Here is a 24,906-nt window from a genome sequence, read left to right on the forward strand (position 1 = left end):
TGAGCGCATTTCGAAACGATGACTTACCTGATAGATCAGAGGCAAAAAATCAATTTACAGAATAACTGAATATTTAGGAGTTCTATATTATGAGTCAAAATATCGCAAGTTTTATCACTAAAACCCTCGAACAAGCGGGCGTAAAACGTATTTGGGGAGTAACTGGCGATTCACTTAACGGCATTAGTGAAAGTCTGCGAAAAATGGGAACAATTGAATGGTTAGGTACGCGACATGAAGAAGCTGCCGCATTTGCGGCTGGTGGCGAAGCCCATTTATCAGGCGAGCTTGCCGTGTGTGCGGGTTCTTGCGGGCCAGGTAATCTTCATTTAATTAATGGCTTATTTGATTGTCAGCGCAATAATGTACCAGTATTAGCAATTGCCGCACATATTCCTTCATCTGAAATTGGCAGTAGTTATTTTCAAGAAACCCATCCGCAAGAATTATTTAAAGAATGCAGTGTGTATTGTGAAATGGTGTCGAGCCCTGAGCAAATGCCGTACCTGCTTGAAACCGCAATGCGACAAGCAATATTAAACAAAGGCGTGAGTGTACTTGTGCTACCTGGCGACATTGCATTAAAAGATATGCCTAAAGCTATCAAACCAAATTGGAACGTGCCAAAGCCAGCAACGTATACTCCCGCTTTATCTGATATTGAAGCAATGGCGACTCATCTTAATAAAAGTAAAAAAGTAACCTTATTGTGTGGTGCTGGTTGTAAGGATGCCCACGACGAAATTGTTGCGCTAGCCGAAAAATTACAAGCACCGATAGTGCATGCCATGCGCGGTAAAGAATTTATTGAATACGATAATCCTTACGATGTTGGTATGACCGGATTTATTGGCTTTGCGTCGGGCTATCATGCAATGCAAGAAGCCGATACGTTATTAATGATTGGTACTAGTTTTCCTTATCGTGCTTTTTACCCCGAAAATACCATCATATTACAAATTGATAATCAGGCTGCGTCACTCGGGCGACACGTGCAAATTGACTGTGGCGTGCTAGGGGATACAAAAAATTCAGTGGCCACATTACTTGAGTATATTGAAGGTGAGCGCACAGACTCGCACTTACAAAAGAGTGTTAAGCACTATAAAGAATCGCGACAAGATCTCGATGAACTAGCCAGCGGCAAAACCTCGCAAAATTTAATTCACCCACAATACCTAACACGGTTACTCAACGAGCAAGCGGCTGACGATGCTGTTTTTACTTGTGACGTAGGTACGCCAACAGTGTGGGCTGCGCGTTATTTATCAATGAATGGTAAGCGCCGCTTAATTGGCTCGTTTAATCATGGCTCTATGGCAAATGCGATGTCGCAGGCAATGGGAGTTCAATCTGTTGACAGAGACCGCCAAGTAATTGCAATGTGTGGTGATGGTGGCTTTTCGATGTTAATGGGGGACTTAATCTCGCTTAAGCACCTTAATTTACCAATAAAGATTGTTGTTTATAATAATCGCTCACTCAGTTTTGTGGCTATGGAAATGAAAGCCAGTGGATTTTTATCAAGCGATACTGATTTAGAAAACCCAAGTTTTGCTAACATTGCACAGGCCTGTGGCTTAAAAGGGATTCATGTGGACGACCCTGAAAAATTACCATCGGCAATGAACGAAATGATGAATCACTCAGGACCTGTTGTTTTAGAAGTCGATACTGCAAAACAAGAGCTTTCAATGCCGCCGCAAATCAAATTAGAGCAAGCAAAAGGCTTTAGTGTTTACATGATGAAAGCGCTGATAAACGGCAAAGGAAACGAAATTATAGAGCTTGCCAAAACTAACTGGTCACGCTAGTTAAGTTACTTCCCTATTGAGTACTTTTGCTCAATAGGGAAGTATAAAGCAATAATGTTCTTTATTATTTGCTTATTGCAAATGTATACCTTTCACGTAATGTAAAAAACGTCTGACATACTTTCTTAAATATTAATAAATCATAGTGCCTTCTTGTAACTTGTTGAACTAAAAGTAAAATAACATGAAGTTTCTATAGAGTAGGTAATAGTAATAACCTATAAGGTCAATTACGTGTTTATAAAAGTAGGTATAGAGCGTTGATTAAAATTGAAGACTTTTCTTTAGCATGGCGCTGGATTAGCTCATCCTATGGTGATTTTTCTAAAGATACACTAAATAAACTTATTCCGTTGAGCGAAGATCAAGCAAGAGCATTAATTGCTACTACACCTATTAACTTTCCGGTTGGAGCAAAAAGATTCGACTCCACAGAAGGGAGTGAGTTAACACGCCAATGGTTAAAGGGCTTAGTAAATGATACGCAAACAGTAACAATTTGCTGGGATCAATAAACAGCGCTTACCCTACCTTGGCTAGTATTTTGTGATCATTGGGATGATTTTTGCTATCCATCAAGTGATGACATAAATCTGTATTTAACCTGAACTCTGGTTAAGAGATTTACTAAAATATTGAATCATAGTGATATTTAAATTTATTTTCTCTAGCCAGAGATTTTTAGTGAAAACAAGGCGAATTTACGCGTCAATAGCTGGCCTATTGCAAGTAAATTCAACGCAGTTAGCGCTGAAAATAGCTGCTTGAGATAGATTTATTATCCAGAGTTTAGGTTATTTAGAAAGCGGTGAACTGTTTTTACGTTGGAATCACTATGAGGTTTTTGAGTTTGACTCAAGTGCAATGTAATGAGCTAAAACACTTAGCATTGGCCTCAATTGCTACTTGGTAGTTGTTTTTAGTTTAACGTTTTACTCGCTTTACTCAATTAAAGTAAAGCGAGCGCTCAGTATCACTTACAAACTCTTTTTAGGCGGAAGAGCCACGTTTGCAAATATTAGCCCTGCAACAAGCGACATAAATATTAAAAACGTTTGCTGGCCTATATGCTCTGCGTATATAAAGTCTTGGCCTTCAATGAGTGAGTTTAAGCCAATATAGGTTTTGCTACCTGGTACTAATACAATTAAGCCTTGCATGGCCACAATAGAGGCCGGCGCATTAGCAACACGGTTAAACAAGTTACTAAATATACCCACCGATAAAGCACCCACAAACGTACCTAACGTGTAATCAAGGTACATAGCCGAGCCAATACTGGTGCCGTACGCTATAAAGCCTGATGCTATAGACCAAACAGCGTGCTTAAGTTTGGTTCTAAAAATAACGATTAAGCTGCTACAAAGTAAAAATATGGCGAGCCATGCTGTCCACTTTGGTAATGGTTCAGGTTGTACAAAGTCAGCTTGCCCAAAGAGTGCAAAGCCAATGCCTATGCCAATAAAACCGCCAAAATAGAGTTTAAATAACAGCATAAACGAGTCCATGACTCGTGCTGTACCCGACACTAAATGCCGCGCTGCAAGCTCTGCTAAGCCAAGCGCAAGTGCTAAACCTGGTATAAATACAATAATGGCCGAAAGTACCACCAAGCGTATGTTTATTTCAGGTGTTATATACACGCTTACTGCACATGCAAGTATTGCCGATATTATGGCTACCAATGGCTCAAGCATATGGGCTACGCGTTTTGAGCGTCCCGACCAAAGCACAAACAAATAAACAACTAAAGTAAGAAGCGATGACCAAATAACATCAGTCCAGCTAGTACCCATTAACATGGCAAACGCACCACCAGAAGTTGCAAAGGCAACGCCCGTAACAAGTTTATTGTATGGGTTTGGCATGTCGTAGATAGCATCTAGCTGGGCGTCAACTTCTTGTAAAGTTAGCTTGTCGTCAAGCATTTGGTTTACAAGATCGTCGGTGTCGGCAAGTGAGCCTAAATCGTGATCGCCAGGGTCTACACGCGCAACATGGGTGTACTCGTCTTCGTGGCCATCAGTCCAAATAACAAACGTTACCGAAGTTGGCGACATAACAAACGACGATTTAAGTCCTAAATATGTAGCCACTTCCATTAGGTGGGCTTCTAGGCGGTAAGCAGGCGTACCATACTTGTGAAGCATTTTACCCAATTTAACGATAAATTTGCGTTTTTCTGTAAAGGTTGCAGTTTTCAAATCTTTTTGGACCAAATATTGCGATAACTAAGCTAAAAATATAGACAATACAGCTAAAACTGCCCACGTTTGATGGGCGCGATTTTAAACACTAATTGGTGTGTGTCTAGTCATTTTTAATCTAATTTTTTATTTTTTTCAGCTATCCATTGCGACATGTATTGAGTGCTGCGCATTGTATGATGTTTGAGCATTTGGCCTGTAAAGTTTTTTTCACGATGAGCCCCTAAATCGCTACTTATTGAATCAATTTTTTTAATTAACACCGTGCTCAATTGTGCTTTATCGTAAAGCGTATTAAGGAGCGTGTTGCCATCTTGCTGCGCTTGTTCAAAGTCACTTTGATTGGTGTACATTTCAACAGCAGCATTGGCAAAATCGTCGGCGGTGTTGGCTATTTTACCAGGCCATGGTAAATCGTTATGCATGCCCTCTGCGCCAATATTAGTGGTAACGCTGGGTGTTTGCATAATCATGGCTTCAAGCAATTTACCTTTAATGCCTGCACCAAAACGCAGTGGTGCTAAACATACGCGTGCGCTTTGCATTACATCAAACGCATTATCGGCCCAGCCTTTTATTAAAAACCCTGTTTTAGGGTTATTTAGTGCCGTGGCTTTTGGTGATGGGTAAGAGCCATAAATATGTAGTTCTGCTTTTGGGAGTTGCTTGCGAATAAGTGGCCATATTTTTTGTAAGTAAAGTACTGCATCCCAGTTTGGTGCGTGTCTAAAGTTACCTATGGTCATAAAGTGCTGGCGCTGCTCAAACGTTTTTGTACTTGTAGGTAATGAGCTTAAATCGACCATAAATGGTAAGTGGTGTAATAAGCTTGGCTCTATTTTAAATACGCTGTTTAGTAGGCTCATTTCATAACTTGAAATAATTAAGCTTAGGTCGCAGCGTAAAATAGCGGCGATTTCGCGTTTTGCTATGTCTGAGTGTAAATCGCTGGTTGTAAACTCACGCTCACCTTTGTGCGCTTCGTGGCGAGCGTTACGCAGACATTGTAAATCTTCGGTATCGAGAATTTTAATGGCATTTGGGCAATGCTTATCGACGCGCCAGCCAAATTGTTCTTCCATCATAAAACGGTCAAACATGACTATATCTGGGTTATAAGCTTTAACGTATTCGTCAAAGCTATCGCAGTTTAGTGCAATGCTTTGGCTGGTTATACCAAAGTCGTCAAGGTTTACCATGTGTTCGGTGCGCTGCGCGGGCGTTGCAAATTCAACGTCCCAGTTTTGCGCTCTAAATGCATTTAATAACGACATCATGTGCGTTCCCGCAGCAGACGAATTTGGCTCTGGCCATACGTAGCCAATTACCAGCACTTTTTTCATTGGCTAGAATCTCTAATTTGTAAGTTTACATTTACCAGTGTTTTTACTGGCGGGGCTGTATTTTGTAGTAGCTCTTGCAGTATTAAAAGGCACCGCTTAGCTATATCAGTTGTATTAATAGCCACGGTGGTTAAGTGATTATTTATAACCGCGCTATTAGGAATGTGGTGGCAACTCACTACTTTAATACAGTGATGTGTTAATGAGTTAATGGCGGCAATAACACCTTGAGCAATAATATCGTTTGCACACACCACTGCGTTTAATGTGGGGCTGTGTTTATATGCTTCTATAAATGCATTTTTAGCGTTAAGGGCTGTATTTACTGCGCAGTCAATGGGTGCTAATGCTGTAATGCTGTGCTGCGCGCATGCGGTATTAAAGCCACTTTGCAGTGCTTGTGAATCACTTAAAGTAAGTTCACTGCCTATAAATACTATGTTTGTCACGCCTTGTGCGAGTAAATGCATACTGGCTACGTGGCTGGCTTTTTTATAGTCGGGTAATACACACGGAGCTGCGCTAAAGGGCACTTCGCTCATTAAGGTAATTACTTTGTGTTGCGCGCTGAGCGTATCAAGCCATTTGGGGCAAGTATTAGCAACGGGGCAAATAATAAATGCAGCCGCGTTGTATTCTTTTAAGTTTTTAACTGCGTTTGCTTGTAGCTCAAGACTATTATTACTGCTTACAATCATGGCTTGTAAGCCATTGTCGTTTAACAAAAGTTGTAAGCTGGTAGCAAGGTGTGCCATAGCTGGGTTAGTTAAATCATTTATTACTATGGCCACTAAGTTAGAGCGTTTTGAGCGCATAGCAGCGGCATCACGATTATAAACGTACCCTAGCTCATCTATCGCTTTGAGTATTTTTTGTTTACTTTTATTGCCCACTTTATCGCTTTGGGTAAGTACCAACGATACGGTTGATTTTGATACACCAGCACGCTCTGCAACATCAAAAATGGTGACTGATTTGGCTTTGTTATGCATTGTATTTTAAGTACCGCAGTGGTGAATAAATAGCGCTGTAGTTTAGCTTAATCAGCACTATTAAGTCATCTTTTAGAGGTGTTTAACTTACCTTAATACTTTATGAACAAAGCAAAACGTGTTTATATACGTCTATAAGAGTAAAAAATAACAAAAGGATAAAAACATGAGCGCTTTTAGGCTGTTAGTTGCCTTTATTTGTTGTGCGGCATTGGTGCCAACAAGTTACGCCGAGCAGGGCTATCAAACCCCATCACCCGAACTTGCAGCATTGGTTGACGCTAAGTTAGCACCCACTAGTTACTTATCGAGCGATGGCCAGTGGCTAGCGCTTTTTGAACGCAAACGTGTAGTAACCCTTGATGAACTTGCAAAAGAAGAGCTTAAGCTTGCTGGTATTAAGCTAAACCCCGCTAATTTTTCGCGCTCTCGTGTGAGTGCCAAATTTAGTGCCGTGGAGCTAAAGCATGTTCAAAGCGGGTCGGTTATTAGCATTAACAACTTACCTAATGGCATTATCCGCTCACCTAAATGGTCATCTAATAGTAAATATTTAGCCTTTGTTGTTGAGCAACCAACCCAAGCCAACTTATGGCTTTACAGCGTTGAAACCAAACAAGCAAAAGAGTTAACTAGTGCTGCGTTAAATTCGGTACTAACTGCATCGCCATATAAATGGCTGCCAGATAGCAGCGCCATTGTTGCAAATCTTGCCGTTAATTTTGGTAAACCAAGGCTTGAAAATAACAGCCAAAATGTAGTGCCTGTTATTCAACAAAGTACTGGCGAAAAAGCACCAGCACGTACTTACCAAAATTTATTAACCAGCCCGTTTGATGAATCACAATTTAAGTTTTACGGCCAAGGGCAATTGGCTTACATAACGCTTGATGGCAATACTCAAGCAATAGGTAGCCCTTCTTTATTTAAATCGTTTTCGGTATCACCTGATTCTACCAATATTTTAGTTGCCGGTATTAATGAGCCGTTTTCGTACCAAGTGCCTTACAGCCGCTTTGCAAGCACGTGGCAAATATGGGGCATGCGCGGCTATGCATTAGCAGAGCTGGCAAAACAGCCACTTGCCGATAATATTCCACAAGGCTACGACAGTGTACGCACTGGCCGCCGTGATTTTGAATGGCGAGCCGATCAAGGTGCTGAAGTTATTTGGGCCGAGGCGCAAGATGGCGGCGACATGAAAACCGACGTTGAGCATCATGATTATGTTTACAGCTTACGTGCACCATTTAAACGCGAGCCTAAATTATTTGCCAAAGTAGAGCGCCGTTATGCGGGAATGGAGTGGGGCAACGAAAACGTAGCCATGCTGACAGACTGGCGCTTTAGCGATCGCCAAGTACGTACTTACATAGTGCAACCACGAAATGCCGACAGAAACCGCGTGCTATTTTCAGAGCGTAGTTACAACGATGCGTATAAAGACCCAGGGAATGCAATTTACGAGCGCAACGATTTAGGCGCAAACGTAATTAAAATTGTAGGCGGGCGTTATATTTACCTGCGCGGTAATGGTGCTTCAGAGCAAGGTAATGTGCCGTTTTTAGATAGGTACGATGTTAAAACAAATAGCAGCAAGCGTTTATGGCAATCAGAAGCGCCATACTATGAGCGTGTTCGTGCACTACTTGATGACGAAGGTGAGCGCTTTATTACTATTCGCGAATCTAAAACTGAGCAACCTAACTTTTTTATACGTGATTTAGATAACGACACGTTAACGCAATTAACGACATTTGAGCACCCGTACCCTGCATTTAAAGGCGTAACTAAAGAGCAATTACGTTATAAACGCGACGACGGTGTTGAGCTTTCGGGCACGCTTTATTTACCACCAGGGTACGATAAAACACAAGGCCCGTTACCGGTACTTATGTGGGCTTACCCACTTGAATACAAAGATAAAGCCGTAGCATCGCAAGTTCGCGAATCGCCTTATGCGTTTACCTACATTGGTTATTGGGGCCCAATGCCTTACCTTGCTAAAGGGATTGCTGTGTTTGACGACCCTAAAATGCCAATAGTGGGTATTGATGGCAGCGAGCCAAACGATAACTTTAGAAAGCAGTTAGTATCAAGTGCGCAAGCAGCTGTTGATGTATTAGTTAAAAAAGGCATTGCCGATAAAAACAAAATTGCCATAGCAGGGCACTCGTATGGTGCATTTATGGTTGCTAACTTATTGGCGCATAGCGATTTATTTAAAACAGGTATTGCCCGCAGTGGTGCGTATAACCGCACATTAACGCCGTTTGGTTTTCAAGGAGAAGAGCGTGATTTTTGGCAAGCACAAAGTGTGTACGCTAATATGTCGCCGTTTTTTCACGCTGAAAAAATTAACGAGCCAATGCTAATGATCCACGGTCAAGAAGATCCTAATTCAGGAACCTTCCCAATGCAAAGTGAGCGCATGTACGCAGCCCTAAAAGGTTTAGGTAAAGATGCCCGCTTAGTAATGCTCCCTTATGAAGCACATGGTTACCGTGCGCGTAAAAGCTTATTACATGTGTTGTGGGAACAAGAACAGTGGTTAGATAAGTATTTGTTGAATGATACAGCAGAGCCAGTAGAGGTTATTACTGAACCCGTGGTAAGCGCTGGGCAATAGATGCTTTTTACATATGCGGTGGGCTGCAAGAAGACCCACCCTCAATCTCACGGAACCTTCCCAATGCAAAGTGAGCGCATGTACGCAGCCCTAAAAGGTTTAGGTAAAGATGCTCGCTTAGTAATGCTCCCTTACGAAGCACATGGTTACCGTGCGCGTAAAAGCTTATTACATGTATTGTGGGAACAAGAGCAGTGGTTAGATAAGTATTTGCTAAATGATACAGCAGAGCCAGTAGAGGTTATTACTGAACCCGTGGTAAGTGCTGGGCAATAGTAATAAACATGAGTAAGCAACAGCGCGGCTACTTATAGCCGCGTTTTTGCTTTTAATATGAGAGTAAATTAATGATTGATGTAGCAGCACTTGCGGTTTTTATTCCTACGTTCTTTTTTGTGTCTATCACCCCAGGTATGTGTATGACCCTTGCCATGACACTCGGAATGAGCATTGGCGTGCGCCGCACATTATGGATGATGATAGGTGAGCTGTTAGGCGTAGCAACCGTTGCCATAGCTGCGGTATTAGGCGTTGCAAGCGTAATGTTAAATTACCCTGATGCGTTCGCTATTTTAAAGTGGGTAGGCGGTGCGTACCTAATTTATATTGGCGTTAACATGTGGCGAGCCAAAGGAAAAATGTCGGTCGATACCTCAAAACCAAGTGACGTAAGTAGGAAGTCGTTATTTACGCAAGGTTTTGTAACCGCAATAGCAAATCCTAAAGGGTGGGCGTTTATGATTTCATTACTGCCACCCTTTATAAGTGTTGAGCATGCTGTAGCCCCTCAGCTTTTAGTATTGCTTGGCGTTATAATGATCACCGAGTTTTTAAGTATGTTAGCTTACGCAACAGGCGGTAAAAGCTTACGTTTATTTTTAAGCCGTGGTGATAATATAAAATGGATGAACCGTATTGCTGGTAGCTTAATGGTTGCTGTAGGTGTGTGGTTAGCGTTGGACTAATTATTCAAAATTAACGATAAACGTGATTGAACAATATCTATACAGCTTGCAAGGGTTTTTTATATAAAACTAAATAAATAGAGCTATCACACAAAAATGAGACAAAAGTATTAACTTAAGCTGCACACCTTGTCGTGGTTACATTTGTTTATTTTTTTGTTGATAGTAATATAAATTTATTAATTTTCTGTGTTGCATTTTTTTACAAATTCGGTAATTCTATTCTCATATTCAAGGAAGAATGAATCAAGTCAACAGCTTAGCTTTGTGCTTTCTTGCCTTTTTAATGTATAGGGAATTACCTCATGAAAAAAGCTATTCTATCCGCACTTATTTTTGTACCTCTTTTTGCTGGTTGTGTTTCAACAACCGATACTAGTACTTCTGCTAATTTAGACCGCAATACTGCAGTTGCAGAGTTAACTACTCGAATGGATACACTCGGTTATTTTCACCCGGTGGCTGTACAGGTAGGTATTGACGAATTTTTAAATATGTCAGCTATTATCCTTGAGCGTCAACGAAAAGTTATGGGTGAATACCGCACTCAAACTGATAACTACCGTGATGTACAAGCCTTTTTATATGCCCATCAAAAGTCGACACCAGAGCAGCTTCAAGCTGCAATCGAAGAGTTTGACGCAGGAGCAAAGAATAAAGATGAAGAAATTGGTCATAAAATAGCAGCTTATAACTTAGCGAACGAAGGTATTTATCAGCAAAATGTTGAACTTGCGACTGATTTAACGGTAGAGATTGCTAAATCTGCTTATATTTTAAGCCAACACAGCACTGTCATAGCGAAAGTAACAGCTTTAAAAATGGGTGGAAATCTTGTCAGTTCATGGCTTTCAAGCGATGAAGAGAATGCTGAGCAAGAAGAAGATCCTAAAGATATAGGCACCGCTCTTATTAAAGCAAAAGATCAACTTGCGTTAGCGCTTGAAGCAAACGAAATTATAGAACTTGAGCAAGCAACAATTACTGCAATAAATGAGTTACAACTTGAGCAAGAAGCGAAAGGCTAATGAAAACAAGCATTTTTGCTTTTTTTATAGCATGTGCTTTTAGCTGCTCAGCTCAAAACTGGCCAGATTGGGTAACTCAACCGCAAAAAAGTGATGAATATATTACTGCGGTTGGGGTTGGTGAGAGTCGCTTAGCTGCAAAGCAAGCGGCTATAGCCGATATTACTACTCAACTAAGCGTTGATGTAAGTACGCAGCAATTACAAAAGCTCATAAAGCAGGACAACCAAGCAAGCAATTATTTTGAACAAGCAACAACCTTAACTAGTTTACCGTTTACATTAACTGGACTAGAGGAGCTAAATACGCTTGAGCAAAATAACTTATTTGCTTTAAAAATGGGAGTTAAAAAATCGACTTTAGTAAAAAACCTAAAATCTGATTTATTAAAACTTTCTCGTATCTCTGCGCCAAAAAATGACAACGAACAGCGTTTCATTTGGGCACTTAAAAATAGTGGAGCTCTTGATGTTGCGGCAAAAAAGCTAGCAGTATTAGAGCTCCTTTCTGGGCCTAAGCTATTAATTCAATCGACTTTAGATAATTTATTGAATGAGCAAGCAAAAGCATTAAATGCTGTTTCTTGTGATGTGATCGGTGCTAATAATATTAGCGAAATTAAATCAGCACTAAATAATGCACTCCCACATAGCGGCGATACACGTTTATGGATGCGTCCCCAAATACGTTGGCAGTACGCCAAATCTAATAATAATTATTCAGCCAAAGTTAATTTAACTCTAGCGCTTACGCGAAGTTCAAGTCCTTTCAAAGTATTACTACAACAGGATCTTTTTGCGCAAGAAAGTGCTACGACACAAGAAAATGCAAAACAAAAAGCGATTAACAATTTAGTACAACAACTTAAAGCGCCTGCTAGTCAGTGGCTGTTCGATATTTAGGAATGGTAATGAAATTAATAAAAAACTTAACTCTATCAGCATTTACACTCGCCTTATTAGCAGGGTGTAACTCTTCACCTAAACAAGGAAGTGCTACACAATCAGGGTTGGTTAGTAACAACGCCTCAAATACCGTAATAGCCAAAAGTGCTTATATATTTAATGACGCGGATATAGCTATGCCTGCATATTTTGACACCCAAGGTCTAGAGCGTTGCACGTTTGATGCAAATACAGAAACAGAGAGTTGTCCGCTTAAAAAACCAATCGTACGCATGTACTTTGATTTAGCTGGTGTAAATGGCAGTGGTATTGGTGTTGATGCTATGCGCGAGTTTGACAACAAAAACTTATTGCTAATGCTCGAAAATCAATTTGCAGGAATTAATCGCTTCAGGATAGTAACGCGTGATGATGATGCTATTTCAAAGGAACAACAATTAATTTTACAACAACAAGGAGTGGTTGCCGCTGCCAAGCGTGCAGAAGTTAAAGCGTTAATCCCCGATTTTGTAGTAAAAATAGACTCACTCAGAACATTAAAAACCGAAGGTTCAATTACCGATTGGGCCGACTATACATTAGAGTTGACAACAGGCGTTATAAATCCGCAAACACGTGAAAAACTATCGCACCCTAATTTAGGCAAAATTCGTGTTAAATCTGAAGATGTACGTGATCGATCGGAGTTAAAGTTTACGACTGTAAGCGGGCGCTACGTCGCAGGTTTTCACTTTGATCAAAGTGCTCATGTAAATGCAGTACTCAGTGATATGGGATCGCGTGGTATTGATATCTTGCTTACCCGTATGTTGAGTGAAATGCCTGCCACAGCGCAAGTTTTAGGTATTAAAGGGAACAAAATTAGTCTAGATAGAGGTCAAAATGCAGGCGTACTTCCTAACGAAACAATGATAGTTTTTAGCTATGAAGCAGGATTTGTTGAACCGATTGGCGTTGCGAATGTTAACCCTTCGCGTAGTAGTGCAAATGGTGAAATTATTCGTTGGAAAGACTCCGATGCAGCAGATGATGTTAAAAACAAAGCTGAAAATGGTATTTATCGACCGTCTAAGGGTACAAAAATATTTGCTGTATCGGTCGGTACTCCCGCTGACTTTTTGGAGAGCCGTACATGATCAAAAAGCTTGGTTTATTAGCATTATGTTCCTTGAGTGCGCAAGCTCAAGTGAATGTATTGTCTGATGGTACACTGCAAACACAGTCATGTGCATATGGACGAGGTAGCACGGCTATCTCGGGTGCAAAAGCCCAAGCTAGTGCTGAGCTTATAAGTTTTATTAAAGGTAATAAAAGCTTAACAACCCAGAGTGCACAGCAACATTTAGCAACCAGTTTAGATGATGATGCCGCCAGCTTATATGAGCAACAACGCACTATGATGATGGAAGGTTTGAGTGCTGGTGCCGTTCCTATAAATTACTCAACGCCTACACTCAATGGTAACGACACATGCATGACTGTAAGCCTTAACCCGCAAGAGTTAGGAGAGCCGCAAGAGCAAAGCTGGCAACAAACCACTCAAAATATTAGTGTGACAGTAATAGGCCAAGGCTGGAAAAAAGAAGGTAAAACAGCACTGACGATTGCAGAGCAAGATGCTTTGCAACGTGCTGTATCGCAAGTTGTAGGTGTGTGGCTTACTCAGCAGCATACGCAATCATCAAGTACAAGTATGAATATTGTTGACGGTAACGAATCAACAAACATGCAAGAGTTAATAGGGCAACAGCTTTCGAGTCATAGTGAAGGGCTTGTGAAAGAGTGGCAAACCCTGCAAACCAGAGAACTGCAAAATGGTGGTGTGGAAGTCACCGTTATGGCTGTTGTAGAAAAAGCACCACTTATTCAAAAAGCATCTAAATTACTAAGCATGATTGGTTCACCTAGAGTGCAAGTTATTGCGCCTGAACCATTAAAAACCGAACTAAAAGTTTGGTTAAACGAGCAAGGAATTGAAGTTGGTAACGCGGCTAGTTTAGTTATTTATGCTAAATCTGAAGTGATTAAGCGCGCTAACAACAGACAACTTTATTTAAGTGCTGACGTTAGAGATTTAGCTGGAAACATTTATGGTCAGTGGAAAAACGATCCTTCATTTATGTCGTTGCCTAATGCTCCTTACGTAGAAAAAGATTTAATGGCAGTACATTTGGCGAGCGAGTCACAATCAAAAGCGCTTCATAACACCCTTAATAATGCATTTACTCAAGTAGTTGCAAGAGGGGGCTTGGTTCGTGAAGTCATGTTGCCAAGCAATAAGCTAACGCAACCAGAAAAATTGCATGATGTGTTAAGTACGTTAGGTGGCGTAAGCGATATATCTATACATAAACAGCAAAAATATACCGTAGCAAGCCTGAGATTTAAAGGTAGCACCGGGGAGCTTGCTCATGCGCTTGATCAGGCGTTAATGACAATAACAGCAAAAAGCCTTTCAAAAATTACAGTCGAAGACGACTTTACACTCAGGTACAAATAAGGATAGATGATGAAATTAAAAATATTAACATTAGCAATGGTTTTAGCTATGCCTGCAATCGCAGAGGAAGAATTTAGCCTAACAGATATGATACCTGCTCGCCCAGGCGCGCAAGTAGTGGGTGCTGAACAAGCCCAAGTTTCTGGCGATGTAGTGGTTGCAAAAGATACAAGCGTTGCAGTTGCTGTTGCTCATCAGGCACTGATGGATGACAACGAAGACGGTATTAAAATGATTCAGGTTGGTAGTGGCACCGGTATTTTATCTATTGGTAGTGCCAGTTATAACACCTACGAAAATATGAATGCGACTTTGCTGTCTAAACGCGGTGCTTATAATCAAGCTTATTTAATTGCGAAAAAACAATTAATTGAAAATATGAAAGGTGTTGAACATCAATGTAGCAATGTAGTGTCTGCAAGAATGGATGTTATTGATACGGGCGTTGAAGGTACGGCAAACGAACAAACTAATATGATGGAGGCGTGTAAAGAGTCTGTATCGGGCTCGTTAGCGGGCTTTGTTACTTATGACGTTTACGACAACGTTGATGATAAAGGCGTACGTGTAAGCTTAATTTCAACGCCTAAAACACGTTCACAAATTAAAGGTAATCGTGGTGCCGTAGCGGTAACTACTGAACCGAATGTAATTTTCCAACAAGTAATCAGTGATGTTAAAAGTGGTGTTTTACCACCTGTTGGCGCCAAAGTACTTACTAACGCTGATACTGGCGAAGTTATCGTTTTAGGTTATGGCTCTGCAATTGCACGTCAAAATAGAAACAGCAATGTTGCTCGTAAGCTTAAAGGCGTTGCTAAATCGCAATCGCAAACACGTGCGCGTTCTGCGTTGCTTGCCACTATTCAAGGTGAAAAAGTGTATTGGCAAGGTAGCTTTAACGAAAAGCAAATGGAAGGTACCAAACAGTTTGAGTACGATGACCCATACTTAAATGATCCGCAACAAGTAGAAATTCTTGAAGAAGATCGCAGTACGTTTTTAAATCAATTAAAAACATCTGACGAGTATTCAACCGTTGCAAAAGGTAAATTACCACCTGGTGTAAGTGTTAAAAGTTTTGCAAGTGATGATGGATTTTGGCAGTACAGCGTAGCTGTTTATGCGCCAAGCTTAGAGGCAACGGCACGCAAAGCAGCTAAAGAGATGGAAGGTAATAATGGCCAAACTGTTAACGGTGTAAGTCACTACGGCCACAAAATAAAAGCACACGGTGGGTTAAACGAAAAAGCGGCTAACCCTCAAGGTGCATCAGGTAAAGTAGCGAGCGAAAAGGAACTTTAATGCTAGCACCTATTTTAGCGCTTTCGTTGGTGGCTTCGGCCACTTTCGACTCAGAGCAAACCATTGAACAACAAACTGCTTTTTTTAAAAGTCAGGCTAATGGTCAATACGCCCGAGTAATGGCGTTAAAATCGAGTGCAAAAAATGCGCTTGAGCAGGCATGTCGAAATGCATTGACCTTGCCTGAGCGTCGTACTATTAGAAATACTTTAGCTAAAAAGCTCAATATTACTTTGCCAGAGTCGGTAAGCTTTATTGACGCTGAAATTACGGACTATGAGCAAGAAAAACAGCAAGAATGGTTAACTTGTACTGGTGTTGTAATACCTGCTGCGCAAGATATTAACGAAGCTGGACTTGCCATTAGAGCGGCTTGGCAAGTTGGTAGCCAAAAAGATAAAGCAAACTTACGCGCTTTATTGCAAGTTGCATTGAATCACCCTACAACGATGTCTGATGCAGTAGCATTAGCAGCTGATCAATCGCCAGAGGAGCAACGTTTAAGCTATCTCGATAAATATTTAAAAGCGAGTGAGTTAAAACTCGATGAAGCGAGAGCCTCAGTTGCACAAACCTGGTTTGTTAATAAGCGCTATAAGCAAGTAATTTCGTTAACCCGGCGATGTGAAAGCATAGACTGTAAGCGTTTAAACTTAGCCGCTCAAACTGAGTTTGATAATCTATCTGCTGATGATTTAAGTAGTTATTTTTAATTTTATAGGGATATAAAAATGCACTCAAAAGTTAAAATATTACTAAAAATTAGCGCTTTAGCTTGTTTAACTATGAGCTTAAATAGCTTAGCTCAAACAAGTGAAGAAGCCGAATTTGAGGCTTTTTTAAAAAAGCGTCAAAGTGAGTTTAGTCAGTACGAACAACAGCAAAGGCAAGAATTTGAAGCGTTTGTAAGTGCTTGGCATAATGCGCAAAATGCATATTTAAAACAAGTAACCCAAAAGTGGCAAGATCCAAATCTGCCAAGCTCAACAGTGTGGGTTAAATACAGTGATGATCTAAATAAACGCACGAGTGTAAATTTCGAAAGTGGTGAAGTCGTTGTTGAGTTATTAAACAGCCAAAACGACGAGCAAGCAGTTGAATATGCAAAGCAGCAATTAAATGAGCTTTCACAAGTAACGGTTAATAAAACACTTTCAAATGATCCCGTTTATATTGCGGCAAATAACACAATAAACAGCAAAAACTTTACCTCAACGGGTAAGCCTTTAAATAAAAAAGTTGAGCAAAGTAAGTCACCAAAAACGACTCAAGCTAAAAAAATAGTCGAGCAAACGGTGCTCTCTACAGAGATTGTAAAAGAGGTGCTCACTGCAAAGGCACCTGTAATAACTAAACAAAAAGACAGGGTAAAAATTAGCTATAAATTGCCCGATAATACACTTTCGAATCAAGCAAAACGTTATCTACCAGAAGTCCAACAGCAAGCCAAGCGTTATAACTTAGATCCCGCACTGTTATTGGCAATTATACATACCGAATCGAGTTTTAATCCGCTTGCACGCTCGCCAATTCCTGCTTTTGGTTTAATGCAAATAGTGCCTACTTCAGCGGGTAAAGATGTGAGCAATTTTTTGCAAGGTAAACCGCTATTACTTAGCCCTGAGTACTTATTTCAGGCTGATAATAACGTAGAGGCAGGCAGCACTTATGTGCATATTTTAAGTAATCGTTACTTTAAAAATGTACGTAATGTGCAATCAAGAATTTACATGAGTATTGCAGCTTATAATACTGGCCCAGGTAACGTAGCCAAAACGCTGAGTGGCTCTAAATCACTGAACCAAGCAAGTATTGCAGCTAATGCAATGTCAGCTGAGAAGGTTTACACCCTAATGGTTAACAATTTACCTGCGCAAGAAACCCGTAACTATTTACAAAAAGTGGTAAAACGCACCGCTTATTATCAAAAGCAATTGAAAGGAATTTAAAATGAAAAAGTTATTACCTCTAATAGCCGCTTTAGCATTAGGTGCGTGTTCAAGCACTGAAAAAACACAGTCTGAGCCGTTAGCAAAAAATGATTCAGTACCAAGTTGGGTGTTATTACCTGTGTCTGATAAAGGTTTAGCATCGTCGTCATGCGTACCTTGGTCAGGCAGTATGTCAACCGACAGAGCACAAGCAATTGCAGCTGCTCGCGCCGATTTATCTCAGCAAATACAGGTTAAAGCAAGCGTTATGGACAAGCTATACCAACGTAAAGTACAAAGTAATGATGAGCTAAACGTTGGTGGAACTTTTGAGCAAGTAAGTAAGCAAGTTGCACAGCAAAGCCTTGTGGGTGCTGTGCCACAAGAAGTTGCATTTGCTAAATTAGACGGGGTAAAGCAACTTTGTACATTCGTTGTAATGAGCAATACACAAGAAACATTTAATAACCTAGTAGCTCAATCTGGTAAGCGTCTAGATCCTAGTTCACGCGAAGCGCTTTACGAAGAGTTTAAAGCCCAAAAAGCGATGAAAGATCTTGAAAAAGAGCTAGATAGTTTAAATAAATAATAAAAAATTCTATATTACTAGTTTAGTTTCTAACTCCGCTAAACTAGTATTCTTAAACGGAGTTATAAAGGACTAAAATGAAAGATATATTCTTTTTTGATTCAATGTTAACCCCAAAAATAATTACATTCGTTTACTGGTTAATTTTAATAGGTACTTTGATCTCAGGTGTAACAACAATGTTTGCTAAGTATGGTGGTGGTTTCATTAGTGGTTTGGCCATAATTGTTGGTGGGGCAATTGGTGCGCGCATCTGGTGTGAGCTATTAATTGTATTATTTAAAATTCATGAGAATCTTCAAAAAATAGCTAATAAATCAGAATAAATTTAAATACTCATAAAGTAGTGGTTGCATCGAGTGCTACCACTACTTTTAATCTTAGGCGGTCCAACCAACTTAAAGTAGTTGATATTATCAATTAATTTGCTATAGTTGACCTTGTCATCTATTTAACGCTTAAGGCATGCCCAAAAATGAGTACACCTGTATCAGCAAATCCAGTAATGGTTGAGCCTAAAAAAACACCTGTAATTTATAAAATACTGGTTATGGTAAGTATTATTACCTTAATTGGCGGTACTCTAACTGGCATTATGACTTATGTGAATGTGGGTGTTACAGAGCATTTTTATGTAGATTGGTTTACCTCATTTATAAGTGCAGTATTGGTTATGGCGCCTGTTGGTTTTGTAATGATGACCTTAATGCATAAGCTAGTTGCCCAGTTATTACCTAATAGCAGTGAGCTAAAACGTAATTTATTGATTAGTGTTTTTATGGCGCTGATCATGGAGTCGGTGATGGCGTTTGTTACCGCTACTAATAATATTGGCTATGCAGATATGCGTGTATTTGTAACTGGATGGGCTGAAGGGTTATTAGCCGCATTACCAATAGGTTTAACTATAATGCTGATAATGTCGGTTACGGTAAAACCTAAAATAGAACGCTTTTTAAAAAGCTAATAACAAAAAAGAGCCATTGGCTCTTTTTTGTTATTAAGTGTTTACCTGCTCTTTAAATTGCGCCATTCAAAAAAGGTGCTGTTCGGCTTATTTTAGATTGAGCTACCTCTGTAGGTTTACCTTGGGCTACAATTAAGCCGCCTTCTTCGCCAGCACCAGGGCCTACATCTATAACCCAGTCACTATTGCGGGCTACTTGCATATCGTGTTCAACCATAATGACGGTATTGCCAGCATCAACTAATTTATTTAACTGCGACATTAGCATTGATACATCCGATGGATGCAGGCCTGTGGTTGGCTCATCAAGAATATAAAGTGTGTTACCGCGCTGCGCACGTTGCAGCTCGGTTGCTAATTTAATACGCTGCGCTTCACCGCCCGAAAGCTCAGTGGCAGGTTGCCCTAAACGCAAATACCCAAGACCTACTTGCATAAGTGCATCGAGTGCTCGCAGTATTGCAGGTTCATTTTCAAAAAAGGTATGCGCCGATTCAACCGTTAAATTGAGGATATCGCTTATGTTTTTATCACGATATGTAACCTCAAGTGTTTGCTCGTTATAACGTTTGCCATGACATACTTGGCAAGGTGAATAAACGCTAGGTAAAAACAGTAGCTCTATACTCACAAAGCCAACGCCTTCACAGTTTTTACAGCGACCTTTTGCAACATTAAACGAAAAGCGACCGGCATCATAACGGCGCTCTTTTGCTTTTTGGGTTGAAGCAAATAGTTTACGCACGTGATCAAACAAACCCGTGTAGGTAGCTAAGTTTGAACGAGGGGTACGGCCAATCGCTTTTTGATTTACGGTAATCAGGCGGCTTATATTATTTATACCTTCAATGATTTTTCCGCTGGTGTGTGTTTGCAGCTCCTGTTCGAGTAAGTCGGCTTCGTCGGTTGGCGCTTGTGTTACTACTTTTTGCCCAAGTGCTTCGTAAACAAGCTCTACTAACGCTTGGCTTACTAGGCTTGATTTACCAGAGCCCGAAACACCAGTAACGGTTGTCATAACACCCAGTGGAAATTCTGCATTGAGTTTTTTAAGGTTGTTACGCTCAATATTAGCCAATTTTAACCACGCACTAGGCTGCCTTAGCTCCTTTTTTTGCGCGCTGTTTTGAGTAGACTCTTGACTGGCGTTTTTAGCAAAAAGGTGACGTCCGGTGTGCGAATTTTTTATTTTTCTTAACCCTTCAACAGGGCCGCTGTAAATAATGTTGCCACCATGCACACCGGCATCAGGGCCTACATCAACAATCCAATCGGCATGTTTAACAACGCTAACATCGTGTTCAACAACAAATACAGAATTGCCAGCCGCTATTAGCTCATCAAGCGCTTTTAAAAGTGCTTGTGTGTCTGCAGGGTGTAAACCCGCTGATGGTTCATCTAACACGTAAACTACCCCAAATAATTTAGAGCGAATTTGTGTAGCAAGTCGCAATCGTTGTAGCTCTCCGGGTGAGAGCGTTGGCGTTGTACGCTCAAGCGACAAGTACCCTAAACCAAGCATGGTTAGTGTCTCAATACGAGTGAGAATGTCACTGGCAATGCGCTGCGTAACAATGGCTTGCTCTGGATTTTTTGTATTCTTATTTACTTTGGTGCTGGCGGCATTACTTAATTTTTTAGCAAGTTCGTTTAATGTAAGTTGAGATAGCTCGCCAATATCGAGCCCTGCAAATTTAACACTTAGCGACGCTTGTTTTAATTTTTTACCTTGGCAGGTAGGGCACTGCGATATTTGCATAAACTGCGATACGCGCTTTTTTGTACGCGGGCTTTGCGTGGTAGCAAAAGACTGTAAAACAAAGCGTTTAGCGCTTGAAAAAGTCCCCATGTAGCTTGGATCTTCGTTATTTTTTATCGCATTTTGTGTTTGCTCATAGGTGTAATCTGGGTATACCGGCACAGTAGGAGTTTCGTCGGTAAATAAAATCCAATCCCGTGCTTTTTTAGAAAGTTTGTTCCAAGGCGTATCTATGTCATAACCAAGGGAAGTAAGAATACGGCTTAGGTTTTTACCTTGCCATGCTGGTGGCCACGCTTCAATGGCGCGCTGGCGAATAGTTTTTGTATCGTCTGGCACAAGTAGCTTTTCGGTTACTTCAAATACTCGGCCTATCCCTGAGCATTCTGGGCACGCACCTTGTGGCGTATTCGGCGAAAACGCATCGGCGTAAAGTATGCCTTGCCCTTTGGGGTATTCGCCTGCGCGTGAGTAAAGCATGCGTAGCGCGTTAGAAATAGTTGTTATGCTGCCAACGGATGAACGAACCGAGGGGGCGCCGCGTTGCTGCTGCAAAGCAACGGCAGGCGGTAGCCCTTCAATAGAATCAACATCGGGTTCATCAACTTGATCTATTAACCTGCGGGCGTAAGGCGATACTGAATCTAGATAACGGTGCTGCGACTCAGCAAACAGCGTTCCAAACGCAAGCGACGATTTTCCAGAGCCCGATATTCCTGTAAAAACAACCAATGCGTTACGAGGTAAATCAACGTCTACATTTTTTAAGTTATGAACGCGCGCCCCTCTTACTTGAATGCTGTTACTGGGGTTTGATAAATCCATTGTTGAGTTTTTATGTGTGCTTGCCATACGTTTATACTCCTGTTTAATCGCGCTTTTTACTTTAAGTTAGCTTTGAATTATTTACTCTTATCACTCGTTATTACCTCAAAGTAGCGCAAGCACACTGAATGAGCGCTTAGTCTGTAGTGGCGCAGCCAAAGCGCTGGATAAAATTACGATGATTGTTTGTTTACATAATAGGTATGGAATGCGAATATAATTTAAACAGTTATTGTTATGTAATTTACTAGGTATGTTACTTGGTAATAAAAAGGAACTAACAGTGAATAAAGCCTTAGTGATCATTTTATTGGTGCTTTCGTGGGCAACCCAAGCCGACTCTATTAACGCGCTAAATGTCGACCGTGCAGTACCAAATAGCATGCACTTATCGTTTGCAAACGATAGCAACATAACCCCTAAAAAAGGGGATTTTAAAATCGTTAATTATGTATTAATGAGTAATGAAGAGGGCGAACGCTGGGCTGTTATAACGCTAACTAACTTATCGTCGGGCAATCGCGAATTAGGCGAGGAGCACTTACTTGCGCTTTTTGCTGATGGCAGCCGATTCATGCCAATGGAATTTAAACTCGGTTTTAAAGGCAACGAAACACAATCGGTTACTGTATCGTTTGCCGATTATAAGTTCCCTATTTTAAGTGTGTATTCGAGTAACGATTTGTAATTAATAACGATGCGATAATATTAAATTAGGGATATTTCTAAAATTAAGGATTTTTATGAAGTTTGAAGATGCGCAACAAAATATGAACCTCGCATACTTCGGTGGTGGAACCGGTGTATTAGTGTCTGGCTTGGTTTGGTGTATAGCTGGCTTTGTCGCATTACTGCATTCAAATCAATCGAGTATGCTTACTTTGTTTTTTGGTGGTATGTTTATACATCCTTTAGCCATGCTACTTTCAAAAGCGCTTAAACGCTCTGGCAATCATGACCCTAAAAACCCATTAGGTAAATTGGCCTTAGAAAGCACTATTATTTTATTTGTTGGTTTGTTTTTAGCGTTTTATGTAGCAAAACTTCAAGCTGAATGGTTTTATTCAATAATGCTGATGATAATTGGTGTTCGCTATTTAGTTTTCAACACTTTATATGGCATGAAAGTGTACTGGATTTTAGGTGTTTCGCTTATGTTTTCTGGCATGTTGTGTATTGTATTAAATGCTAATTTTGTAATCGGCGCCTTTATTGGCGGGATAACCGAAATAGTATTTGCGCTAGTGATATTTGCCCAATCGAAAGGTATGGTTTTAAAAACAGAATAACAAGCTCTTATAATCGCAAAATAGTATGCTGCTGGAGTTACCCTTCAGCTTGGTATATAGCAAAGGCTTTTTAAAGTATTGAGTATCTGCAAATTGCATGTATCCACTAGTCAGCTTAGAGCGAGAAGCGGACGGTCGCTCTAAAACACTTTTGGACAAAAACGCGTTAGAGATGCAGAAAAGCTGAGTGCGAAGCGGGCGTCATAACACCTAATGAAGGTGTCAAGTACCTGACAATGGCACTCAACACCTAATAATACAAAGCGTGAGTCACTCTTGAATTGTTTTTAAAGCATTATTTTGAGAAGCCATCGTTGAATTGTTGATGGGTCTTTGACAGATCAACCTCTTCTAGAGGTGCATCTGCGCCGGGCATTGCATTACCCTTATAATTTATATTTCCATACGGAAAAACATATGGATATTCTTCGGTTATTTCAGAAAGATTGATGTCAATCAACAGCTTTGATTTTGGACATCTCGTACTTCGAAAACCATTGCCATTTACATAGGGCATCTTTTTGATTGCTCGAGCCATTATATTGTTAGAACAACGTAAAAACTCACTATTAACAAATATGTATGACTGATTTTCCAAAATTTCTCTGCCAACAAAAGCTATAAAACTGATGTTTTTGTACAGTTCATTGAACTCAAAGACAACAGGACGATTAAGCCCAAGTTGCTCAATATCATTAAACTGACATTTTCCACTGGATAATAAATCCAGCAACTCTAGTGTAGTTATTGATAACTGAAAAGCTCCAAGGTTATGCTTTGTATTCTTGTGATGTTCAGGCACACGTTCCTCTTCCATGCAGTAAACGATTCCATTGTTTGGTGAGGTAGAACCTTTATAGTCCCTATTACAACCATACTTCTTGTTGATTTTTATTAATTTGCTTTTGACACCCTGAATCAACGGTTTCACTTGCTTAGTTAACTCTACAGAGCGAGTTTGCCCGACTGACATTTTAGACTCTATGCGAGCTATTTCTTTATCGAGTTCAATTTCTGTCTTAGTTAACAAACCACCTTTCGGACCACTAACGTCGACAAATAATATGTCTTCAAGAAGTACATTTACATCGTCTGAGATTACATAATCAGGTGTGTGATAGCTCTTAAGTTGTGATATTTCTCGAAGAGAAAGGTAACGGCTGCTTCTTCCACTTTTTACTTCCTCCTCATAACGTTCTATGTCTGAGCCTTTTAATCTAAATTTCTTGAGCAAGTATTTACCTGCAAACTCTTCACTATTCATTGAACCCTCGTTATGTAGTGGCATAGTTAATTTGACCACCCATTAAGAAAGAAATGTTATGCTAATAAGCATACAAATTTGGGTGAAAAAATGACGAAATTAAAACGTGCAACTTACTCTGCGGCAATCAAAGTAGAAACAGCTCAGCTTTGTAGTTGACTACTAAAGATAAGGATTTCAAATGAAACCACAAACATTAGCTATGTTTATTATTGGTGTAATATCAATTTCAGTATCTATTTATTTAGGTTTTACATATGAGAAATCTACTTTTATGAAATCATGTAAAATAGAAATGGCTAAACAATTTGCTAATAGTAAAGTTAAGGCTAACAAACAAGATGTTGAATGGACATGTGAAACTATGTATATAAATAACGGGAAGCTTTATTAAAAGCACTTAAATAGTCATTTAAAAGGACAAAAAACAGTTGGTTTTTGCTCCTTCGTCGCCTATTTTATTGACTCTTAACGAGGCGTTACCAATGTCTGCTGTTGGCACACTTCCGAAATTCAGCTTTGAGCTCACAGCGATAACCGGTCATTCAGGGGGGGCGCGGTTAGCTAAGTAAGGCTAATTAATAGTATATCTTC

At 40.2% G+C, this 24,906-nt stretch carries 22 protein-coding genes and 1 pseudogene; 18 read left to right on the forward strand and 5 right to left on the reverse strand.

The features are described 5' to 3' along the window. The first annotated feature begins 89 nt into the window (after positions 1 to 89). On the forward strand, positions 90 to 1,814 hold the full coding sequence (gene poxB / locus FFU37_RS19050; protein WP_138490321.1) for a ubiquinone-dependent pyruvate dehydrogenase: 1,725 nt from the start codon (positions 90 to 92) through the stop codon (positions 1,812 to 1,814). 260 nt (positions 1,815 to 2,074) lie between these two features. Beyond that, the gene (locus FFU37_RS19055; RefSeq protein WP_239022736.1) at positions 2,075 to 2,329 is read left to right on the forward strand and encodes a hypothetical protein; all 255 of its coding nucleotides are present in this window, start codon (positions 2,075 to 2,077) and stop codon (positions 2,327 to 2,329) included. 462 nt (positions 2,330 to 2,791) lie between these two features. On the opposite strand, the gene FFU37_RS19060 is transcribed toward FFU37_RS19055, so the two are convergent. From FFU37_RS19060 to FFU37_RS19070, 3 genes are all read right to left on the reverse strand, one after another. Then, positions 2,792 to 4,018: a threonine/serine exporter family protein gene (locus FFU37_RS19060; protein WP_002960134.1), complete on the reverse strand. Its 1,227-nt coding sequence runs from the start codon at positions 4,016 to 4,018 to the stop codon at positions 2,792 to 2,794. A gap of 116 nt (positions 4,019 to 4,134) precedes the next feature. Further along, entirely contained in the window at positions 4,135 to 5,364 is a 1,230-nt protein-coding gene (locus tag FFU37_RS19065) for a glycosyltransferase (protein ID WP_138490322.1), read from the reverse strand. After that, entirely contained in the window at positions 5,361 to 6,356 is a 996-nt protein-coding gene (locus FFU37_RS19070; RefSeq protein ID WP_039488409.1) for a LacI family DNA-binding transcriptional regulator, read from the reverse strand. The genes FFU37_RS19065 and FFU37_RS19070 overlap by 4 nt, the downstream gene beginning before the upstream one ends. Positions 6,357 to 6,522: 166 nt before the next feature. Here FFU37_RS19070 and FFU37_RS19075 point away from each other — a divergent pair, with 166 nt between their 5' ends. From FFU37_RS19075 to FFU37_RS19135, 13 genes and pseudogenes are all read left to right on the forward strand, one after another. Further along, positions 6,523 to 8,985: a S9 family peptidase gene (locus FFU37_RS19075; protein WP_138490323.1), complete on the forward strand. Its 2,463-nt coding sequence runs from the start codon at positions 6,523 to 6,525 to the stop codon at positions 8,983 to 8,985. A 51-nt stretch (positions 8,986 to 9,036) separates the two neighbouring features. Beyond that, positions 9,037 to 9,261, forward strand: a pseudogene (locus FFU37_RS19080) (alpha/beta hydrolase family protein); the annotation flags it as partial. Positions 9,262 to 9,332: 71 nt separating this feature from the next. Beyond that, positions 9,333 to 9,950 carry a LysE family translocator gene (locus FFU37_RS19085; RefSeq protein WP_039488412.1) on the forward strand — a complete coding sequence of 206 codons (618 nt, stop codon included), beginning with the start codon at positions 9,333 to 9,335 and terminating at the stop codon, positions 9,948 to 9,950. A gap of 305 nt (positions 9,951 to 10,255) precedes the next feature. Beyond that, complete coding sequence (locus FFU37_RS19090) at positions 10,256 to 10,978, forward strand: hypothetical protein (RefSeq protein ID WP_002960140.1); 723 nt, start codon at positions 10,256 to 10,258, stop codon at positions 10,976 to 10,978. Continuing rightward, positions 10,978 to 11,880 carry an LPP20 family lipoprotein gene (locus FFU37_RS19095; protein ID WP_138490324.1) on the forward strand — a complete coding sequence of 301 codons (903 nt, stop codon included), beginning with the start codon at positions 10,978 to 10,980 and terminating at the stop codon, positions 11,878 to 11,880. The genes FFU37_RS19090 and FFU37_RS19095 overlap by 1 nt, the downstream gene beginning before the upstream one ends. Positions 11,881 to 11,888: 8 nt before the next feature. Beyond that, on the forward strand, positions 11,889 to 13,019 hold the full coding sequence (locus FFU37_RS19100) for a hypothetical protein (RefSeq protein WP_138490325.1): 1,131 nt from the start codon (positions 11,889 to 11,891) through the stop codon (positions 13,017 to 13,019). Beyond that, positions 13,016 to 14,383 (forward strand): hypothetical protein, encoded by a 1,368-nt coding sequence (locus FFU37_RS19105; protein WP_138490326.1) that lies wholly within the window; start codon positions 13,016 to 13,018, stop codon positions 14,381 to 14,383. Before FFU37_RS19100 ends, FFU37_RS19105 begins: the two co-directional genes overlap by 4 nt. Before the next feature lie 6 nt (positions 14,384 to 14,389). Further along, the gene (locus FFU37_RS19110; protein ID WP_239022737.1) at positions 14,390 to 15,688 is read left to right on the forward strand and encodes a hypothetical protein; all 1,299 of its coding nucleotides are present in this window, start codon (positions 14,390 to 14,392) and stop codon (positions 15,686 to 15,688) included. Further along, positions 15,688 to 16,401 carry a hypothetical protein gene (locus FFU37_RS19115; RefSeq protein WP_138490327.1) on the forward strand — a complete coding sequence of 238 codons (714 nt, stop codon included), beginning with the start codon at positions 15,688 to 15,690 and terminating at the stop codon, positions 16,399 to 16,401. The genes FFU37_RS19110 and FFU37_RS19115 overlap by 1 nt, the downstream gene beginning before the upstream one ends. Positions 16,402 to 16,419: 18 nt before the next feature. Then, positions 16,420 to 17,637: a murein transglycosylase domain-containing protein gene (locus tag FFU37_RS19120; RefSeq protein WP_002960150.1), complete on the forward strand. Its 1,218-nt coding sequence runs from the start codon at positions 16,420 to 16,422 to the stop codon at positions 17,635 to 17,637. Position 17,638: 1 nt separating this feature from the next. Continuing rightward, on the forward strand, positions 17,639 to 18,208 hold the full coding sequence (locus tag FFU37_RS19125; RefSeq protein ID WP_138490328.1) for a hypothetical protein: 570 nt from the start codon (positions 17,639 to 17,641) through the stop codon (positions 18,206 to 18,208). A 77-nt stretch (positions 18,209 to 18,285) separates the two neighbouring features. After that, a complete protein-coding gene (locus tag FFU37_RS19130; protein ID WP_002960155.1) occupies positions 18,286 to 18,534 on the forward strand; it encodes a DUF4282 domain-containing protein in 249 nt (82 codons plus the stop codon). Between the two features lie 149 nt (positions 18,535 to 18,683). Next, positions 18,684 to 19,175, forward strand: coding sequence for a DUF2798 domain-containing protein (locus FFU37_RS19135; protein ID WP_039488417.1), 492 nt, complete (start codon positions 18,684 to 18,686; stop codon positions 19,173 to 19,175). 52 nt (positions 19,176 to 19,227) lie between these two features. On the opposite strand, the gene uvrA is transcribed toward FFU37_RS19135, so the two are convergent. Further along, entirely contained in the window at positions 19,228 to 21,786 is a 2,559-nt protein-coding gene (gene uvrA / locus FFU37_RS19140) for an excinuclease ABC subunit UvrA (RefSeq protein ID WP_138490329.1), read from the reverse strand. A 256-nt stretch (positions 21,787 to 22,042) separates the two neighbouring features. On the opposite strand from uvrA, the gene FFU37_RS19145 reads away from it, so the two are divergent. Continuing rightward, positions 22,043 to 22,447, forward strand: a complete 405-nt coding sequence (locus FFU37_RS19145) for a hypothetical protein (protein WP_039488419.1) — start codon at positions 22,043 to 22,045, stop codon at positions 22,445 to 22,447. A 55-nt stretch (positions 22,448 to 22,502) separates the two neighbouring features. Continuing rightward, positions 22,503 to 23,048, forward strand: coding sequence for a DUF7010 family protein (locus FFU37_RS19150; protein WP_039488420.1), 546 nt, complete (start codon positions 22,503 to 22,505; stop codon positions 23,046 to 23,048). Positions 23,049 to 23,343: 295 nt separating this feature from the next. On the opposite strand, the gene FFU37_RS19155 is transcribed toward FFU37_RS19150, so the two are convergent. Beyond that, positions 23,344 to 24,312, reverse strand: a complete 969-nt coding sequence (locus FFU37_RS19155) for a hypothetical protein (protein WP_138490330.1) — start codon at positions 24,310 to 24,312, stop codon at positions 23,344 to 23,346. Between the two features lie 181 nt (positions 24,313 to 24,493). On the opposite strand from FFU37_RS19155, the gene FFU37_RS19160 reads away from it, so the two are divergent. Next, positions 24,494 to 24,706 (forward strand): hypothetical protein, encoded by a 213-nt coding sequence (locus FFU37_RS19160; RefSeq protein ID WP_138490331.1) that lies wholly within the window; start codon positions 24,494 to 24,496, stop codon positions 24,704 to 24,706. The last annotated feature ends 200 nt before the right edge of the window (positions 24,707 to 24,906 follow it).

The sequence above is a fragment of the Pseudoalteromonas distincta genome (assembly GCF_005877035.1).
GTDB classification, from domain to species: domain Bacteria; phylum Pseudomonadota; class Gammaproteobacteria; order Enterobacterales; family Alteromonadaceae; genus Pseudoalteromonas; species Pseudoalteromonas distincta.

Coding starts and splice junctions, on each gene's coding strand:
- FFU37_RS19135 (WP_039488417.1), top strand. CDS start 18,684: ATGAGTACACCTGTATCAGCAAATCCAGTAATGGTTGAGCCTAAAAAA.
- FFU37_RS19065 (WP_138490322.1), bottom strand. CDS start 5,364: ATGAAAAAAGTGCTGGTAATTGGCTACGTATGGCCAGAGCCAAATTCG.
- FFU37_RS19150 (WP_039488420.1), top strand. CDS start 22,503: ATGAAGTTTGAAGATGCGCAACAAAATATGAACCTCGCATACTTCGGT.
- poxB (WP_138490321.1), top strand. CDS start 90: ATGAGTCAAAATATCGCAAGTTTTATCACTAAAACCCTCGAACAAGCG.
- FFU37_RS19085 (WP_039488412.1), top strand. CDS start 9,333: ATGATTGATGTAGCAGCACTTGCGGTTTTTATTCCTACGTTCTTTTTT.
- FFU37_RS19120 (WP_002960150.1), top strand. CDS start 16,420: ATGCACTCAAAAGTTAAAATATTACTAAAAATTAGCGCTTTAGCTTGT.
- uvrA (WP_138490329.1), bottom strand. CDS start 21,786: ATGGCAAGCACACATAAAAACTCAACAATGGATTTATCAAACCCCAGT.
- FFU37_RS19160 (WP_138490331.1), top strand. CDS start 24,494: ATGAAACCACAAACATTAGCTATGTTTATTATTGGTGTAATATCAATT.
- FFU37_RS19070 (WP_039488409.1), bottom strand. CDS start 6,356: ATGCATAACAAAGCCAAATCAGTCACCATTTTTGATGTTGCAGAGCGT.
- FFU37_RS19130 (WP_002960155.1), top strand. CDS start 18,286: ATGAAAGATATATTCTTTTTTGATTCAATGTTAACCCCAAAAATAATT.
- FFU37_RS19125 (WP_138490328.1), top strand. CDS start 17,639: ATGAAAAAGTTATTACCTCTAATAGCCGCTTTAGCATTAGGTGCGTGT.
- FFU37_RS19155 (WP_138490330.1), bottom strand. CDS start 24,312: ATGAATAGTGAAGAGTTTGCAGGTAAATACTTGCTCAAGAAATTTAGA.
- FFU37_RS19090 (WP_002960140.1), top strand. CDS start 10,256: ATGAAAAAAGCTATTCTATCCGCACTTATTTTTGTACCTCTTTTTGCT.
- FFU37_RS19110 (WP_239022737.1), top strand. CDS start 14,390: ATGATGAAATTAAAAATATTAACATTAGCAATGGTTTTAGCTATGCCT.
- FFU37_RS19115 (WP_138490327.1), top strand. CDS start 15,688: ATGCTAGCACCTATTTTAGCGCTTTCGTTGGTGGCTTCGGCCACTTTC.
- FFU37_RS19105 (WP_138490326.1), top strand. CDS start 13,016: ATGATCAAAAAGCTTGGTTTATTAGCATTATGTTCCTTGAGTGCGCAA.
- FFU37_RS19075 (WP_138490323.1), top strand. CDS start 6,523: ATGAGCGCTTTTAGGCTGTTAGTTGCCTTTATTTGTTGTGCGGCATTG.
- FFU37_RS19100 (WP_138490325.1), top strand. CDS start 11,889: ATGAAATTAATAAAAAACTTAACTCTATCAGCATTTACACTCGCCTTA.
- FFU37_RS19095 (WP_138490324.1), top strand. CDS start 10,978: ATGAAAACAAGCATTTTTGCTTTTTTTATAGCATGTGCTTTTAGCTGC.